This window comes from Catalinimonas alkaloidigena, from assembly GCF_029504655.1.
In the GTDB taxonomy this organism is placed as follows: domain Bacteria; phylum Bacteroidota; class Bacteroidia; order Cytophagales; family Cyclobacteriaceae; genus Catalinimonas; species Catalinimonas alkaloidigena.
Genome location: NZ_JAQFIL010000001.1, coordinates 3,896,093 through 3,912,308, shown reverse-complemented (window position 1 = coordinate 3,912,308; position 16,216 = coordinate 3,896,093). Strand labels below are relative to the sequence as shown.

General features: G+C 42.9%; 14 protein-coding genes. 2 read left to right on the top strand and 12 right to left on the bottom strand.

Annotation, left to right across the window (positions count from 1 at the left end; all coding sequences use genetic code 11):
• Nucleotides 1-86: 86 nt before the first annotated feature.
• Nucleotides 87-1,490 (top strand): mercuric reductase, encoded by a 1,404-nt coding sequence (locus OKW21_RS15890; protein WP_277480862.1) that lies wholly within the window; start codon nt 87-89, stop codon nt 1,488-1,490.
• Between the two features lie 101 nt (nt 1,491-1,591).
• On the opposite strand, the gene OKW21_RS15885 is transcribed toward OKW21_RS15890, so the two are convergent.
• Nucleotides 1,592-2,080: a hypothetical protein gene (locus tag OKW21_RS15885; protein WP_277480860.1), complete on the bottom strand. Its 489-nt coding sequence runs from the start codon at nt 2,078-2,080 to the stop codon at nt 1,592-1,594.
• 13 nt (nt 2,081-2,093) lie between these two features.
• Nucleotides 2,094-3,065 carry a 6-phosphofructokinase gene (gene pfkA, locus OKW21_RS15880; RefSeq protein ID WP_277480856.1) on the bottom strand — a complete coding sequence of 324 codons (972 nt, stop codon included), beginning with the start codon at nt 3,063-3,065 and terminating at the stop codon, nt 2,094-2,096.
• Between the two features lie 186 nt (nt 3,066-3,251).
• Here pfkA and OKW21_RS15875 point away from each other — a divergent pair, with 186 nt between their 5' ends.
• The gene (locus OKW21_RS15875) at nt 3,252-4,346 is read left to right on the top strand and encodes a DegT/DnrJ/EryC1/StrS family aminotransferase (protein ID WP_277480854.1); all 1,095 of its coding nucleotides are present in this window, start codon (nt 3,252-3,254) and stop codon (nt 4,344-4,346) included.
• A gap of 9 nt (nt 4,347-4,355) precedes the next feature.
• On the opposite strand, the gene OKW21_RS15870 is transcribed toward OKW21_RS15875, so the two are convergent.
• From OKW21_RS15870 to OKW21_RS15825, 10 genes are all read right to left on the bottom strand, one after another.
• Nucleotides 4,356-5,840 (bottom strand): oligosaccharide flippase family protein, encoded by a 1,485-nt coding sequence (locus OKW21_RS15870; RefSeq protein ID WP_277480852.1) that lies wholly within the window; start codon nt 5,838-5,840, stop codon nt 4,356-4,358.
• 47 nt (nt 5,841-5,887) lie between these two features.
• Nucleotides 5,888-6,871, bottom strand: coding sequence for a polysaccharide biosynthesis protein (locus OKW21_RS15865; protein WP_277480849.1), 984 nt, complete (start codon nt 6,869-6,871; stop codon nt 5,888-5,890).
• A gap of 2 nt (nt 6,872-6,873) precedes the next feature.
• The gene (locus tag OKW21_RS15860; protein WP_277480847.1) at nt 6,874-8,277 is read right to left on the bottom strand and encodes a glycosyltransferase family 2 protein; all 1,404 of its coding nucleotides are present in this window, start codon (nt 8,275-8,277) and stop codon (nt 6,874-6,876) included.
• Between the two features lie 16 nt (nt 8,278-8,293).
• Entirely contained in the window at nt 8,294-9,439 is a 1,146-nt protein-coding gene (locus tag OKW21_RS15855; protein ID WP_277480845.1) for a class I SAM-dependent methyltransferase, read from the bottom strand.
• Nucleotides 9,432-10,442, bottom strand: coding sequence for an N-acetylneuraminate synthase family protein (locus OKW21_RS15850; RefSeq protein WP_277480843.1), 1,011 nt, complete (start codon nt 10,440-10,442; stop codon nt 9,432-9,434). Before OKW21_RS15850 ends, OKW21_RS15855 begins: the two co-directional genes overlap by 8 nt.
• The gene (locus OKW21_RS15845) at nt 10,420-11,142 is read right to left on the bottom strand and encodes a cytidylyltransferase domain-containing protein (RefSeq protein WP_277480840.1); all 723 of its coding nucleotides are present in this window, start codon (nt 11,140-11,142) and stop codon (nt 10,420-10,422) included. The genes OKW21_RS15850 and OKW21_RS15845 overlap by 23 nt, the downstream gene beginning before the upstream one ends.
• 70 nt (nt 11,143-11,212) lie before the next feature.
• Nucleotides 11,213-11,764: an acyltransferase gene (locus OKW21_RS15840; protein WP_277480836.1), complete on the bottom strand. Its 552-nt coding sequence runs from the start codon at nt 11,762-11,764 to the stop codon at nt 11,213-11,215.
• A complete protein-coding gene (locus OKW21_RS15835) occupies nt 11,742-12,662 on the bottom strand; it encodes a hypothetical protein (RefSeq protein WP_277480834.1) in 921 nt (306 codons plus the stop codon). The genes OKW21_RS15840 and OKW21_RS15835 overlap by 23 nt, the downstream gene beginning before the upstream one ends.
• An 84-nt stretch (nt 12,663-12,746) precedes the next feature.
• Complete coding sequence (locus tag OKW21_RS15830) at nt 12,747-13,664, bottom strand: glycosyltransferase (protein WP_277480830.1); 918 nt, start codon at nt 13,662-13,664, stop codon at nt 12,747-12,749.
• Between the two features lie 12 nt (nt 13,665-13,676).
• A complete protein-coding gene (locus tag OKW21_RS15825) occupies nt 13,677-16,145 on the bottom strand; it encodes a YfhO family protein (protein WP_277480827.1) in 2,469 nt (822 codons plus the stop codon).
• Between the last annotated feature and the right edge of the window lie 71 nt (nt 16,146-16,216).

Genomic DNA, 16,216 nt, shown 5'->3' with positions numbered 1-16,216 from the left:
AAAGAGTCATGTATTTACATGATAAGGCACCTCTACTTATTTTTTTAGTGTAATAAGATTTTTTTTAATCAGAACCTTTATCCGTAATGGAAAAATACGATGCAATCATCATAGGAATAGGGCAGGCAGGAAACCCTCTGTCAGCTACCTTAGCAGAAAAAGGATGGAAAATCGCGGTAATTGAGCGCGAACATCCCGGTGGAAGTTGTATAAATTATGGCTGCACGCCTACCAAAACGATGGTTGCTTCTGCGCATGTAAGCCATATGGTCAGTACTGCAGAAGAAGTAGGGATAGAAGCCGACCCGCCAAAAACTAATTTTAAAAAAGTAATAGAAAGAAGAGATGGCATAGTGAAGGAGTGGAGAGAAGGCATTGAAAAGAAAATGGCTGAAACCGAAGATATTGATTATTTTTTTGGAGAAGCAAGTTTTGTAAGTAATAAGCAGCTACAGGTAAAAATAAAGGAAGAGAATCAAAGTGAATTTACGCTGAAAGAATTTTCCGCTGACAAAATATTCATCAATGTAGGTACCAGTCCAAGAGTACCTGAGATTGAGGGACTTTCTGATGTGAATTATTTAACCGCAAAGTCGATGATGTCACTGACAGAACTTCCTGAGCATCTTATTATTCTGGGAGGAGGTTATATTGGTCTAGAGTTTGGGCAAATGTATAGAAGGCTGGGGAGTGAAGTATCTATCATTCAGGATGAAACACAACTTGCGCCTAAAGAAGACGAAGATGTATCAGAAGCAATTCAGGAGGTTTTAGAAGAGGAAGGCGTAGCGATTTATTTAAGCAGTCAACTGGACAAAGTCAGGAAAACAGCTAGCGGGATAAGTGTTAGCCTCAAAGGGGATAACATAAAAGAGCTGCAAGGATCACATTTACTTATTGCAATAGGTACTGATCCCAATACCGAAACGCTGAATTTAGAAAAAACAGATGTCAAGCTTAAAAAGCATGGCTATATCGATGTCAATAAACATTTGGAAACTAATGTGAATGGCGTTTTTGCTTTAGGTGATTGTAAGGGCGGGCCCGAATTTACACATATTTCTTATGATGATTTCCGTATAATTAATGATTACCTCTTCGGTGAAAAGAAAAGAACTATAAATAACCGCATGGTGCCATATACGATGTTCACCAAGCCAGAACTGGGGAGAATAGGATTGAATGAGAAACTGGCAAAAAAAGAAAACAAGAGGTACAAGATTTCTCAGATGCCCATGTCTCACGCAGCTCGTGCGATAGAGGCTAACCGCACTCGAGGTTTGCTGAAAGTGCTAATAGATCCAGATACAAAACAGTTTTTAGGAGCTTCTTGCCTGGCTGACATCGGGGGTGAGTTGATGTCAATGATTCAAATCGCAATGATGGGAGGTTTGACTTACGAAGACCTGAGAGACGGTGTGCTGGCACATCCTACATACGCAGAAACACTGAATAATTTATTTGCTTCGGTAGAAGATCCGGAGGAATAGAATAATGGTTTTAGGTTTTATAAGATTGTAGTTCTTAATGTAGTAGTGTTAGAATTCTGGGCTTAAAATGATCAACATCTTAACACTAATGCAGCATAACACTAAGCACTGACAGGCTTAAACCCCGATACCTTGGCTACCATTTTAGAAGGATATCTATTGAGCAGCTCATGATATTCTTTTAGTCTTTTATGATATACGGAGGCTGCTTTCTGGTAATTGTTCTGAGCCAGCTGAAGTTGATGGTATGCCTCACTATACGCAGAATTTTTCACATAACCTTCTGGTATATCGTTTACAGATTGAGTTACCTTTTTTTCCGCTTCTATTTTCTCTTGCGTACTATTGGTATCCGTGGTGAGCTCATTCAATTGTTCACGTACCTGTCCTACAATTTTTTGCAGGGTATCATCTTCATGCACAATGTTCGCCATTCTTTTGATGATGGTATTGCGTAGGCTGGCAAACTGAAACACTTGTCTAGAAGCCAGCTCGACTTCCACTTTCTTAACTTTGATACTATTATAATTCACAATAGCCCAAAGAAAAACAAAGCCGAGCAAGGCAAGAATAATTGGCAGGTAGCCCATACCAGAAATTTAATCAGATACTCAAAATTTTGACCATTCTCAACAGATCCTGCTCTAGTGGTTTGGATGTATTGATACACTCTTTGAAGTCAGTGTACACCACACGATTGTTGATGATACCTGCCATCATGTTTTTCTTACCTCCTAGCAGCCCTTCTAAGGCAGCAAGTCCTAATCGGCTCCCAATGATCCTATCCATAGCAGTAGGAGCGCCTCCACGCTGCATATGACCCAGTATGGATACTTTAAGATCTTTCCCCTTAAGCCTTGATTTTACTTTGTTTACTACCTCCATTGCTCCGCCTTCTTCATCACCTTCAGCTACTACCACAATGGATGAAGTCTTCTCAGTATTTCGGCCCTGGTTGAGGTCATGGATTACATCATCAATAGAAGTACTGGTTTCGGGCACCATAATCAGCTCTGCGCCCCCTCCAATACCTGACTGGATGGCTATATAGCCTGAATCACGACCCATCACCTCTATGAAGAAAATACGATCGTGTGAGTTAGCTGTATCCCTGATCTTATCAATTGCTTCCAGTGCGGTATTCACCGCGGTATCAAAACCAATGGTGTAATCAGTACCGTACAGGTCGTTATCAATAGTACCGGGCGCTCCCACAATAGGGAAGCCATATTCTTCATAAAAGATACTGGCTCCGGTAAAAGTACCGTCACCTCCAATCACTACCAGGCCTTCAATACCTCTTCTTTGTAGTTGTTGATAAGCTTTTTTCCTGCCTTCTTTGGTACGAAACTCAGCACTTCGGGCTGATTTTAATATAGTACCCCCTTTCTGGATAATATTACTTACCGAGTAAGATTTCATTTTATAGATATCACCTTCTATGAGGCCGTTATATCCATATTTGATACCGTATGCTTCTATACCGTGATAGATTGCTCCTCTAATTACTGCCCTCAAACAGGCATTCATACCAGGTGCATCTCCTCCTGAGGTCAATACCGCAATTTTTTTCATAGAAAAAAATGACTAAGATTTGTGTGTATAACTATTGTGTATAACGAATTTATCAGTGAAGTAGCGAAAATGAGTGCCTCAAACAGGGCTTATTTGATTAACGTACTTTTAATAAGAAGTATTCATTATAATTGACCGTAAATTTTAAAAAAAATTCATTAAATAAAACGTATTGCTTCATTTTTCATGAAAATTCCTTTCCTGGACCTGTACAGGCAACAAAAGCAGACACTTTCTGCTATACAACGATTACTCAATGAAGTCATGCTCCAAGATAGTCTTTTGGGTGGAAAAGCTGTAAGGGCTTTTGAAGACAGTTTTGCGACTTACCTGAATATCTCTCATACGATTGCCTGTGCTAACTGTACCGATGCACTGGAAATTTCGCTTCGTGCCCTGGGGATAGGAGAGGGGGATGAAGTGATCGTTCCTGCCAATGGTTGGATGTCTGCAGCTGAGGCCACATGCCTGCTTAACGCAAAGCCCGTATTTGTAGATAACCATCCTGAAACCTATACTATTGACCCTGAAAAGATTGAAGCAAAAATAACGTCAAAGACCAAAGCGATCATACCTATCCATCTTTGCGGCTACCCTGCAGATATGCCTAAAATCTGTGCACTTGCAGCCAGGTATCAGATCAAAGTCATAGAAGATTGCGCACAGGCGCATGGTGCAGCTATTGATGGAAAGAAAGTAGGTAGTTGGGGAGATTTAGGGACATTCAGTTTTTATCCTACCAAAAACCTGGGCGGGATAGGGGATGCAGGAGCTATCGTAAGCCTGGATGATGCACTGGCAGAAGCCTGCCGGCAAATTGCCAGTCATGGACAAGTAGAAAAAAATAAGCACATTCGCCTGGGTCGCAACAGCCGGATGGATACTTTTCAGGCAGCGGTACTAAATTTTAAACTAGGTTTCTTAGAGGAGTGGAATGAGCGGAGACGTGCGCTGGCCCGGAAGTATACAGAAGCGCTGAAAGGATTACCGATTCAACTACCTGCTGAACAAAGTGGCTTTCATCATGTATATCATCTGTATGTGATACAGTCTGACAGAAGAGACTGGCTGGCGAAGGAGCTGGCAAAAATGGGCGTGGGCACAGCCATTCATTATCCTGAAGCGGTGGCTGATATGCAGGTATTTCAGGAGTACACTAAGCATGACACACCTATTGCCAGTAAGCAGTCAGCACAACTTTTGTCTCTGCCACTATATCCTGAGCTTGAGAATGATGAGTTAGAATATATTACAGGATGTTTGCAAAAACTACTGAAATAAGAAGGGAAATCAACTTAAAAAATCCCTGATACTTTTCAGTTTATCATCAATTAATTTATTGATGTCCATGTCCGTTTTGGAGTAATAGATGGAAGTGGTGAATATGATAGTAATCAATACCCCTCGCATCAGGATATCCAGTATGTAAGTAGAAATAGCAGGAATCCAGAATACTACCAAATAAGTAGCTGCAGAGATAAACAGAATGATCAGGTGACCTTTGTTGTAGGGTTGAAAACCAAACCTGATATACAAAAAACCAAACCTTATCAGGTTCACGACAAGTACCGAAATCAGAGAAGCCAAAGCAGCTCCACTAATTCCCATGAGGGGAAGCAGCCACCAGTTGGTCAGGATAATCAAAGCCAGCCAGCCTAGCATGATGTAGGTATTTACTTTATAATATTGGGAGTAGCCGATGATCACATCATTAATGCCTCCCACCATGCGCAGTATATTCATCAGACCTACAAATAAGATGACGTACTTACCGGCTTCAAAAGATTCGGGAAGTATCTCAAAAACATTGTCAATATTTGCCCAGATCCCCAGAAAGAAAAAGCATCCGACTACCAGTTGGGTGATCGTACTCTTGGTATATATGCGATTAACAACTCCTAAATTATTATTTTTAAAGGCATCGGCAACCATCGTAGGTGCTATACCCCTCAGCGCCCGGGAGGGAAGTAGCACCAGGGTCCCGAAATAGAAAGTAGTGAGATAGATGCCTACCTCAGCGTCAGAATAGAAACTGTTGATCATAATGCTATCTATTCTGATGATGGCTAGGTTGCCGAAACCGGTAATGAGGCTAAACAGGCTAAGGCTAAGCATTCCTTTGCTTCGCTCTTTCGTCAGTAAACTGAAATCCGGACGTAAGCTGAGCTCACCTTTCCAGAAAAGAAAAGCCAGCAGCAAAAGTACCAGTACCCCCCGGGAAAGTACGTACCAGGTAACGTAACCTTCAAATTGATAAACGTCCCAAATGAAAAGACCGACCAGAAACAGTACAAAGAGGCGGGCTACAGTTTCGTTAAGTAAGGAGCCGGTTGAAGCATTGTATAAAGCCCGGTTATAGATGTCCAGCAGGGTAAAGACTAGGGAGAAAAGGGTAAAAGGAATCAGTAGATTGATATATTCCACCAGTAAAGATTCTTCGCCGGCGTCCTCTATCATCCAGGGTTTGATCAAATAGAAGATAAGCAGGAAAAGCCCAAAGCCAGCCATCATGACGAGCAGCATCAAAAATAAAAAGCCTTGATGTTGTTTTTCTTTATTTCTGAAGTAAGGAAAAAATTTGATAGTAGCACCACTGAAGCCTAGCGTAGCTAGCTGGGCAAAAATAGAACTCCAGGATACCAGAAGACCAATCACTCCGATCTGAGATTCGGTCAGAAACTTAGGATAAAGCAATGCGCTGGTGACAAAACCTATCAGTACACCTGCGTAAATATAAATAGTAGACTTGATCGTCTGTCGCTGTAGTATGCCCAAAGCGAGAGGTTAAATGTTAAAAGTTGAAGGTAAGAAGTTATGCATTATCAAATATGGGTATCAATCAATCGTTTCAAAACTTCTATACTTAGCTTGGGAGCTTGAAAAGAATTCATTTCAAAATCATGAGGCACAGGGCTCCCTTTTTTTTGCCAATAGAGATATGGTCCTGCTGTAGGGCTGATAAACACATAAAAGTTTTCCCATTCAAACGTAAAGCGAGCTTCTTCTGAAGAAAGCGCGATCTCATGTGTTTTTTCCGTGAGGCGTGGTCCTGAGCTTTTAATTTCAACATCTTTGTTCAAGGCGATCATGAGATCACCCAAACGGTAAGTATCCATTTTAGGGATGAATATTTCACCCCCTTTAATCACCTCTAACACTTTTAGGGTAAGTGCTATACTCTCCTCCATCGTCAGGCTGAAGCGGGACATATCAGGGTCAGTGATGGTGATGGTTTCATCTGCAAGCCTGTTTTTCAGATCAGAAGAAATGGAGCCTCGTGAACCAAATAAATTTCCAAGACGGAGTACAGAAAATACAGTCGTGTTTTTTTGCTTTGAATTGGCAGCAAGCAATAGTTTTTCCGCACATAGCTTAGAAGCTCCGTAGAGGGTAGTAGGATAGACCGCTTTATCTGTCGAAAGGCAAAGAACTTGTTTTACCTCATTCTGTAAAGCTACCTTAATGAGATTTCGGGTGCCATCCACATTGGTTTTGATAAACTCATCACTGAATTGTTCACCACTGATATTTTGCTTCAGGGCTGCAGCATGTATAACGATATCTACCTTTTTTGTAGCTTGCAGTAGTGCCTCTTGATCGCGTATGTCGCCGATCATGAATTGCAAGGCAGGATACTGTGTGGTAGGAAATTTACGCCGCATTTCGTACTGCTTATACTCATCGCGGGAGAAAACAGTGACATACTTGAGGTCGGTATTTGCTGAAAGTAGCTTTTTTACCAACACCTGCCCGTAAGAGCCGGTACCTCCGGTGATCAGTAAGTGTTGTTGATTAAATTTTATCATAACTAAGCCTGTGCTAGCGAATGTTTGGCCAGCAAACGGGCTACTTTTAAATCATACTCACTAAAAATGCCCAGGCTGGCCTGCTGATCAATAACCACATGTCCAACTTTACCCGTAATAAATTGTTGTTCTTCTCTGAACTTAGTGGTCTTGGTCACAGAAATTCCACCTGTATATTTGAAAAGTGACTCCCTTTCCAGCTTGGTAAATTTATCCTGATTCAGTATAGGCTGCATGCCATGTCCATGATGCTGAAAAAATAAATGTGTATCCGGACGTACAGAAATCAGTGAATCTGAATTAAAGAGAAATAAAGTATTGATAGCATTGTCTAAGGTAAGCGCATCTACAAAAGGAAATTCAATGGCCAACACTGCTAGAGCCGTAGGCTTGAGGTGGCTAACAACCTCTTGTGTCATTATATGATTGACTGTCCCTACCAGACCTACGTTTAGCCTCGCCTGTTCACTGGGACGACTGATGAACGAAACCTGATTCTGGTATTTTTCCATTACAAACTGCTTCACCTTTTCGTCAGGAGAGCTGACAATCACCTGGCAAATATTTTCAGCCAGCACAGCCTGATCTATTTTATGTTCCAGAAAAGTCTTGTCATCCAGTAAGGTGAAGGCCAGCTTGTTGTTCACCGAGTTAGCATCCCGTACAGGAATGATTGCGATAGTTTGCTGTTTTTCCTGATCCGCTTTCAGATAATCTTTGTTGATCGTAGCCCGGGTAGTGAGGATACGTGTCTCATTTTTTGTCAGGTTGCTGCCATGCTGCCGGTAATAAAATAGCGGAGTATTAATGTTGGATACCTTATGCTGTGCAGTAAATTTCACCCATAGCTCATAGCCATCCTGACAGCTATAATCCTCATTATAACCTCCCAGTTCTCTTAAAAAGCTGGATCGTATCATGGTACAGGCACCATGGGCTGCCTGATCCAGTAAAGATACATCTTTGTCAAAGTCGTGGCGCTTATGAATAGATTCAGGATCGCCGCTTTCATCCGTAATGTAGTAGTCAGGGAAGACCAGGCCCAGTTCAGGATCTCTTTCTAAGGTATTAGACATCACCAATAAGGCATTCTGGTCCAAAAAATCATCGGCATCCAGCCGCATGATGTACTTGCCTTTAGCAACTCTCAATGCGATATTATTCGTCACATTAAGCCCTTTATTTTTCTGAAAGATCACCTTGATCTTCGGGTGCCGGGCATAATCCTCTATGATCTCCCGGGAATTATCTGTGGAACCATCATCAATGATGATGATCTCAAAGTCGTCCAGCGTTTGCTGGAGCACACTTTCCACTGCCTGGGTGATGTACTTTCCATAATTATAGTTGGTGATGTACACACTCACCAGCACCTGATGATCCATTACACTTTCCACTGCTGACATAGGTCAAAAGCTTATCTTAATGTTTGTACTTATCCTTGGGAACTCCTACCAGCGTGAGCCCATCCGAGAGCTTGGCTTCATCCATCATTTGCTGCAAATTGAGCTGCACTTCGCTGGTCTGTGTAAGAACATCATACTGGTCCAGCTTGTGCCCGAGCTGCATAAAAAGTTCGTAGACATCCATGCCGTAATACCAGGCAGCAGTAGGGTAGAAATCTGTCTGAAAATAGACTTCGGCTGCTGACCCATCGGTATAGCAACTGATATGCCCCATAGGGTCCAGGTGACGTACAATGCTCTGGTTGAGGATATTTTGAATAAATCCGCTCAGCGAGTTCCAGCGGGGAAGCTTGGCGATGACCATCCCCGATTTACCAAACCCAAAAATAGATTGTGTGACCTTCAGTAGTTCTTTGGGGTTAGGGGTATGTTCCAGAAGCCCCCAAAAAGTCACTACATCATAGCCTGCATATCGCTCATACACTTCGGTGTAATCATTACCATCCAGTTCAATGCCCCAGATATCTTTAGAAAATTTACGGCTAGCTTCGCTGAGCTCTATGCCATCAGCTTCTAAACCTGCCCGGCGACAGGCTTCCACGAAATGACCGGCTCCTGAGCCTACATCCAGAATTTTTTTTGGCTTAAAACCATACTGTTTTTCAAACACCTCAATCATCCAGTCGCGCCAGGGTACGGCAATAGCTTGCAGTCTGGATTCTGCAGCACTTTTATCGGTGTAAGTGGATGCATAGTTAACATCACTCAGATAAAAATTGTGAATGGCATTGGGATTAGGCCGGTTCAGTACATATACATGCGTACATTGCAGACACTGGGCATATTCCGCACCATAGACATTCAGTTTTTTTACCGCCTTATCGGAGCTGGCTTCGCAGACCGGACATGTTTTGACCATCTCTGAACCTGCCTGTGCATATACTTCCGTGCGGGTTTTCTGAAAATATTCTAATGTCTTTTTGATGTTGCCAACGATATTCTTTTTCAGCGATAGAAGATCAGTTTTCTTTCCCAAGTAGGTATCTACAGGAAAACTCTGAAAGCCTTCCTCACTTTCCCTGATCCAGTGTTCCTGGCTTTGGGCTTGCTGTTTGATTGTCAAAGGGTCTTTTCTGAACCACTCCATATTTTTATTATTCAAATAAGTTCCAGTCTAATTTTTGATGTGCCTGTACTTCTGTTTTGAGTTTTCTGCCAATCACTTTGTCAAAGTCACGGGCATCTATGCCATGATTTGGTCGCAAACTTACCAAATCTTCTGCTTTAATGACTGTTCCGGCAATAAGATCATGCGCCGGATAGACTGCCCGGCGAAAACTGATACGATGGTCTCCTTCTACTTCCAGGGGACGCTTCAGGTAATGTCCCTGCAGGCTGCGAATGTCTTTAATTTTTTGGCCTAATGTTAGAACCTCATCTTTCGTCAGAGAAACTTTATGATCACGGAAGGTTTTACCTTCCCGTTCATCAGTAAAGTGAAACTCGAGAATCTCCGCTCCCATAGCAACGGCGATCTCCAGTGCTCTGCTGCCTTCCGTATGGTCTGAGTAGCCTACAGGCAGTTGAGTCACCTGTCTGAGCAGGTTCATGACCGAAAGGTTGGCATCCTCAAACGGTATTGGATACATAGAAGTGCATTGAAGGACAGAAAGGTAATTTGCTTCTTTGTATCTGTCGTCTAAGGATTGGATAAAAGCTACTGTTTCCAAAACTTCTTGTAAAGTAGCCAGTCCGGTAGAAAGAATCATGGGCTTGCCGGTTTTGGCAATCTCACGGATTACCGAATAAGCGGTAAGGTCACCGGAGCCAATCTTATAGATGCTCATGTGCTCATCTATCCAGCTCAGATAATCAGGATTCCATACCGAAGCCATGAAACCTACATTGGCTGCTTTACATTTGTTCGCGAGTATGATGAATTGTTCTTGAGAGAGTTCAAATTTTTTGAAGTGGGCATTGCGCTGTGCGCCTTCCATCTTGCTTACCAGAGAATCACCACTGTACATCTGGTACTTGATGTAGTCTGCTCCTGATGCAATGGCCAGGTCAGTAAGTTTGAGAGCATACTCAAAATTGCCTTCGTGGTTACCGCCAATTTCGGCGATTAAGAGTGGTCCGTATTTACCTTTCCAGGGATGCTTCATACTTTTTCTTAGCTTGTTTGTAATACCGGATCAAATCGGCTAGCGGAGGTGTATTATTAGGTTCTAGCATTTGCGCATAGATCAGTTGCGCAATCTCAAAATCTTCCGGAGTATCTATCGCCAGATGCGCTCCTTTGGCTTCCGGTGTTTTCGTATTAAAATAATATTTTCTTTCACCTATGTTTTCATTTTCATACAGATAGAGCGTCACATGCTCCTGATAGCGTGCATCCTGCTGAAATTTCTCAAGGCAGTGACCATAAAACTCAGTGTTCAGCAGTTCCACGCTCATGCCGAAGGGAAAGGTCCTCTCCTTCACATTGCTCAGGAAATCGTAGGACGCGTCTTGCTGTACGTCTGCCATCATTTGTACAATACACCGGCTTTCTACAAATAGGTTGTCTCCGTTGATGCGAAAAGCGAATTCAAAGCCAAAGTGTTTTGCACAATCATAAAAACGCTCGGCTACTTTATCCAGGCTGCCCCGGTAGCAATGTATCTGATGCTGCTTGCAAAAAGCGGCAATAGGATCATCGGTAGGAGAGGAGGATGTAGCCACGACTATATTCCCCTGACTGAAATATTGCCTTAATGCCTGATAAATTTGTAAAAGTATCGGTTTACCGCCTATGTCTTTAAGGGCTTTGCCCGGAAGACGACGGGAATTGTAGCGGGCTAAGATGATACCTCCTATTTGCATGTTCGCTTAGGCTTGAAAAATGAAATTCAAAGTTAGAAAAAAGTATGAATTGAAGGAGTAAAGCACAAATTTACTCACGGAACCCTAAATGCTTAGCCGGAATCCCTCCGACAATTTCATAGGCTTGCACATCTTCGCGTACTACGGCTCCCGCCGCGATCACTGCCCCATCATGAATGGTTACGCCACGTAAAATCTTGGCTCCGGTCGCTATCCACACATCATTACCTATTTTGATGGGTGCTGTGAGGTTAGCTTGCTGGTTCATCAACTGCTCCTTAGCAATAGCATGATCGCTGTCAACCAAATAAACAAAAGGAGCGATCTGGCAATCATTGCCAATGCTGATGGAGGCTGAAGCAAAAATAAAGGTATGGTAGCCAATGGTTGTATTATGACCAATGCTTACTGAAGCACTTTCATTGCAGGGACATATTTTGGCCCCTTCCTTTACGATCACATTGTTACCTATGGAAATCAGATGTGGGTAACGCATGAAAGCGCTATTCTTTTCAAAATATACCCCTGACCCACAGTTACCCAATTGTCTCCGAATTTTCCAGATACGGTACTTATCAGTAAGCGTTGGCTTGATATGTTTACGAAGTTGCTGATTGGCCATGTTTTGCTTCTAGTGTTTTGCGTTCAAAAGCATCAATATAGGAGCCAGGAGTAAGATTATAAATTCGTGTCCCTAATTCTTTAGCATAATCAAGTAATTCCCAGTAGGAACGAAATGAATAATAAAACTTGTATAATATCTCATGCAATCTGCGTTCTTGCTTTGTCCCTCCCACATACATAGGACGGGCCTCGTCGGTGTAGGTTTTGGATTTCAGATGATCATCATAAAAGTGCTTTTGACTCAGGTACACCCGGTTATCGTCGGCAACTATAATTTCCTTTAGCCAGGAATGATCCGCCCCGGTAACATAACAGTTACTGAAGCCCATATTTAAAGCGATGGTGATGGTGCCGACCAATACATTATGAGGGCGAGGCATACCAAGCCATTGCCTGAAGTAAAAGTGAGAGAGAAAAGTTAAGCCCTCTACCGGAGTATTGTTAAAGTAGGCAATGCTGATCTTAGGATTCTGTTGCAGTATTTTTTTCCACTCTCTATGTTTCTTTGCCAGTGCAGGCACAAAGAGTACCAGCTCCCAATCTGTTTTTTCGGCCAGCTCATAAAATATTTTATAGCGCTCTTCCTTCCAGTGGGGCTTTTCTTCCTCAGCCCAGAAGTCTGGCGCTACAATTACGTAATATGAAGGTTTGACAGTAGTATAGGCCTGCGTCCTCACAAAGTTATTGACACAGAAGACGGCTTTGTTCTGGAGGAAATCCAGATGGTCTTGAAGAAAGGGCTTCAGCGAAGGGCCATTTCCTAGCAGTACACAATCTTCAAAATCACTTGGCTTATCAGGTTTTTTAATAAAAAATTTACTGAGCAAGATGACTTTCACTGTTGTAAGTAGCGAAGCCAATAAATTGTCAAAAAATGCTATATGCTTTGGTTTCATGTTTCTTAAGTCGGAACGTCAGGAGACGGAAGACCGAAGTTGTATTTGATTCAGTTTTCCGTTTTCTGACTTCGGTCTTCTTTTCTATCTTTTCAAAAATCCCATCAGCACCCAATATCGGAATTTGATTAGCATCCAGCCTTTGGCCCACTGACCTTTGACGGTGTAGAGGAGCATTAAAACTAATGTGCCCCCGATTTTCACCAGTTCTTCCAGTGCTCGTTTGATTTTGGGCATTAAAGATTCTCCCTCTAGTCTTCTTTTTTCACTCTGCCCTACGCCCTCGGCCAGTCCGCGAATATAATCCATCTGCAATCGCTTTGGAGGAATTACATGATCAACCACCACATCAGGTACATAATAGATCTGTTCACCGTTCCTTTTCATGCGGTAGACCATCTCTTTTTCATCTCCCCCCATCAATCCACTTCCGATACGTCCCAGCTTGACATTGAACATGCCATAGCGGTCAAACACAGATTTGCGAAAAGTGACGTTGGCCCCTACCGGAAATTTCCTTCCTTTGAAGGGCCTAGGATTTTTACCCATATCCAAAGCGGATACCAAAGGAAGAAGATAATGTGACATCCACTTGGGTTTGCCGTTCTGATATGCAGGAATGATTTTACCCCCAATCGCATTCACTTCCGGATTTTCATTGAAAAAGCGGATGATATTGCTTCCGAAATCCGGATGTACAAAGGCATCATCGTCAATATAAGCAACGAATTCTCCTGAAGCTTCTTTAATCCCGCGGTTACGGGCATAAGAATGACCCTGCCGGGTTTCCAGACAATATCTGATCTGCATATCAGAATGCTTATGGATAAATTCTTGACAGATATTTTCGGTCTTGTCCGTACTGTTGTTGTTGACTACTATGGCTTCAAAATCAGCGTAAGGCAGAGCCATCTGATGAAGATGCAGCAGTGTTTTGCCAATAAATTCTTCCCGATTATAGGTACAGATCACAATGGATAATATGGGTTGATTCTGCTCCATGTTGGAAATCACTTAGCTCTCTTTACGCAAGTTTTTGGCACTCATCCCCAGGCTTACTACCAACATGATGCTTAGCAGTATAGAGCAAACCAGCGACACAGAACTGCCTACATAATAAGATTGTGGCTTGAACTCAAAACGAATGCTATGCTGACCGGCGGGTATGCTGAGTCCTCTCAAAATATAGTTTACTCGCACATGCTCCACGGGTTCATCGTCAATATAGGCCTGCCAGCCTTCAGGATAATAAATCTCTGAGAAGACAGCGAAGCTTTCTTCCTGCACATCGGCCTGATAGGTCAGTTCGTTGGGTTCATAATTTGTCATTTGAATATCTCCCTGCTGGTTAAAGCTGTTCTGCTCCATTGAAAAGTCTGAAGTATTCAAAATCGCTGTGCTGGCCAGGTCAGCAGTGCTTAAGGCTTCAATGGCTTCATCGGCATTGCTCACTTTTTGAATATTGCCTACCAGCCAGACATTGCCCAGTGCCTGATCATTGATGAGTACCGCATTCTGAGCAGCCCCAGCTTTGAAAAAACGTGCATTGAGCATATTAAGCACTTGTAGGTTGGTGAAGTTCGTGCTGTTATTCTGTAAGTTTTGGATGATTCCCACCAGCTCATCATTAAGGTAGTAATTGATAAGGTCCTGGTAGCGGCCCAGTTTTGCTCCGTGATACCCACCAATAGAAGAATGATAATAAGAAGTAATACCATCATTCCAGGGATTTTGCAGGTTGAGCACCCGGGCACGGTTTTCATTTTGTTCCAGTATAAAATTATCAGCTTCCGAGGCAGTCATCACATCAAACTTATTGCGTTCCCTGACATAGTTGTCTTCGGATATAAATCTTTTGGCCACCGTCCACATGTCTACTGAAGAGAGGGCTATGATACCTACAGCCAGCCAGATAAAAGCAAATTTTTTACCCTTGTAAAAGAAGATCAGTACAGCAGCCAGGAGTGAGAAGAATAGAGTGCGAAAAGCATCACTTCTTAGTAGCGAAACCCGATCTTCCTTTACTGCATCTACCATAGCCTCGCCTCCCATCTGGGCAAGGCGGCTGTCGCCTGCTCCCGAAAAGCTAAATACACCACCAAATACAATCAGCAGCAGCATCAGGCCCAGAGGTATTGCTGAAGCGATAAAGAACCGTTTCTTCGTCCCTGCATTCCACTCACTTCTCAGCAAATGTTCTATGCCCAGAAAGGCTAAAATAGGAATACACAGCAGGGCAATGACCAAAGCCATTTCCACTACCCTGAATTTATTGTAGCCCGGCAGCACATCGTAGATAAGGTAATTGAAGCTGCTGAAATTATTACCCCAACTCAGCATTATGGAAAAAACCGTGGCAATGATTAGCCAGATACGGTGTTTTTTGGAAGCGAAAAAACAACCAATGAAAAAGAGGAAAGCTACTATTGCACCTGCATAGGTAGGTCCTGCAGTACTTGGTTTGCTACCCCAGTAGGTAGGGGCATTGCTGACAAAGCCCTGAATCTGCTGACGACTTACATTGGCTGATTGCAGCATCTCGGCCAGTTCTGAGTCCATACCGATATTACGATTACTAGCTCCACCGGAAAAATCAGGTACCATCAGGGTAAAGGTTTCAGCTATCCCAATGCTATAGTTAAATACATAATCTCTGTCTAAGCCTTCGTCATCTCCACTGGCCACACTTTCACTGAGGGGTGAAGGTCCCCGGGTAGAGTATTGACCATACTGATAGGTATTCCATAGTCTTCCCAGGTTGGTACCCGCACCCAGGGCCGCTGCCAAAATCAATATGAGAGATTGGGTAACAAACGGTTTTAAATTTTTCTTTTTGATAGCGTCCACCAGCATGGCTATGCCATAGATTAAAACTACCAGAAGGAGGTAATAGGTGATTTGCAGGTGGTTACTATCTATTTCCAGGGCAAGAGCTACTGCCGTAAGGGTAAATCCCCAGAGCAGTTTCCCCCGGTAGGTCAGATGGATACCCGCCAGCACCAGCGGCATATAGGCGATAGCTTCCACCTTCCAGATATGTCCTGCCCCCAGACTGACAATATTAAAAGTACCCAGCCCGTAGGCTATGGCGCCAGCGATTGCCAGATAAGGGCGTACCCCAAAGATTACTAAGAGAATATAAAAACTAAGAAAGCCTTTGAAGATGACTTCGGCCTGGCGGGGTAACCAAAAGGAATAAAGGTTTTGCAAAAAATCAATGATCGCTTCTCCCTGATAGCGGATACTGATCAGGTAAGCTGGCATACCCGAAAACATGGCATTTGTCCAGAGGGCTTCCTCTCCGGTACGTTCACGATACTCTTTCAACTCCTGCCCTGAGGAGAGGCCCATCAGCACATCGGTTTGCTGCAAAGTTTTGTTTTCAAAGAACATCGGACTAAAAAACATGATCGTGACAATCAGAAAAATGATGACAGCGACCAGATGTGGTAATACCTGTTTCTTAAAATCAATCTTAGGCATGTGAAAAGTGATTATTTGCAAATTAAGCTTGGCAGCGAAGTTAGCATGCTGCAAGAAAAGATAAATGATTA

What these genes read in the sequence shown, in the direction of transcription:
- OKW21_RS15890 (WP_277480862.1), top strand. Translation starts at nt 87, where the DNA reads ATGGAAAAATACGATGCAATCATCATAGGAATAGGGCAGGCAGGAAAC.
- OKW21_RS15885 (WP_277480860.1), bottom strand. Translation starts at nt 2,080, where the DNA reads ATGGGCTACCTGCCAATTATTCTTGCCTTGCTCGGCTTTGTTTTTCTT.
- pfkA (WP_277480856.1), bottom strand. Translation starts at nt 3,065, where the DNA reads ATGAAAAAAATTGCGGTATTGACCTCAGGAGGAGATGCACCTGGTATG.
- OKW21_RS15875 (WP_277480854.1), top strand. Translation starts at nt 3,252, where the DNA reads ATGAAAATTCCTTTCCTGGACCTGTACAGGCAACAAAAGCAGACACTT.
- OKW21_RS15865 (WP_277480849.1), bottom strand. Translation starts at nt 6,871, where the DNA reads ATGATAAAATTTAATCAACAACACTTACTGATCACCGGAGGTACCGGC.
- OKW21_RS15860 (WP_277480847.1), bottom strand. Translation starts at nt 8,277, where the DNA reads ATGTCAGCAGTGGAAAGTGTAATGGATCATCAGGTGCTGGTGAGTGTG.
- OKW21_RS15850 (WP_277480843.1), bottom strand. Translation starts at nt 10,442, where the DNA reads ATGAAGCATCCCTGGAAAGGTAAATACGGACCACTCTTAATCGCCGAA.
- OKW21_RS15845 (WP_277480840.1), bottom strand. Translation starts at nt 11,142, where the DNA reads ATGCAAATAGGAGGTATCATCTTAGCCCGCTACAATTCCCGTCGTCTT.
- OKW21_RS15840 (WP_277480836.1), bottom strand. Translation starts at nt 11,764, where the DNA reads ATGGCCAATCAGCAACTTCGTAAACATATCAAGCCAACGCTTACTGAT.
- OKW21_RS15835 (WP_277480834.1), bottom strand. Translation starts at nt 12,662, where the DNA reads ATGAAACCAAAGCATATAGCATTTTTTGACAATTTATTGGCTTCGCTA.
- OKW21_RS15830 (WP_277480830.1), bottom strand. Translation starts at nt 13,664, where the DNA reads ATGGAGCAGAATCAACCCATATTATCCATTGTGATCTGTACCTATAAT.
- OKW21_RS15825 (WP_277480827.1), bottom strand. Translation starts at nt 16,145, where the DNA reads ATGCCTAAGATTGATTTTAAGAAACAGGTATTACCACATCTGGTCGCT.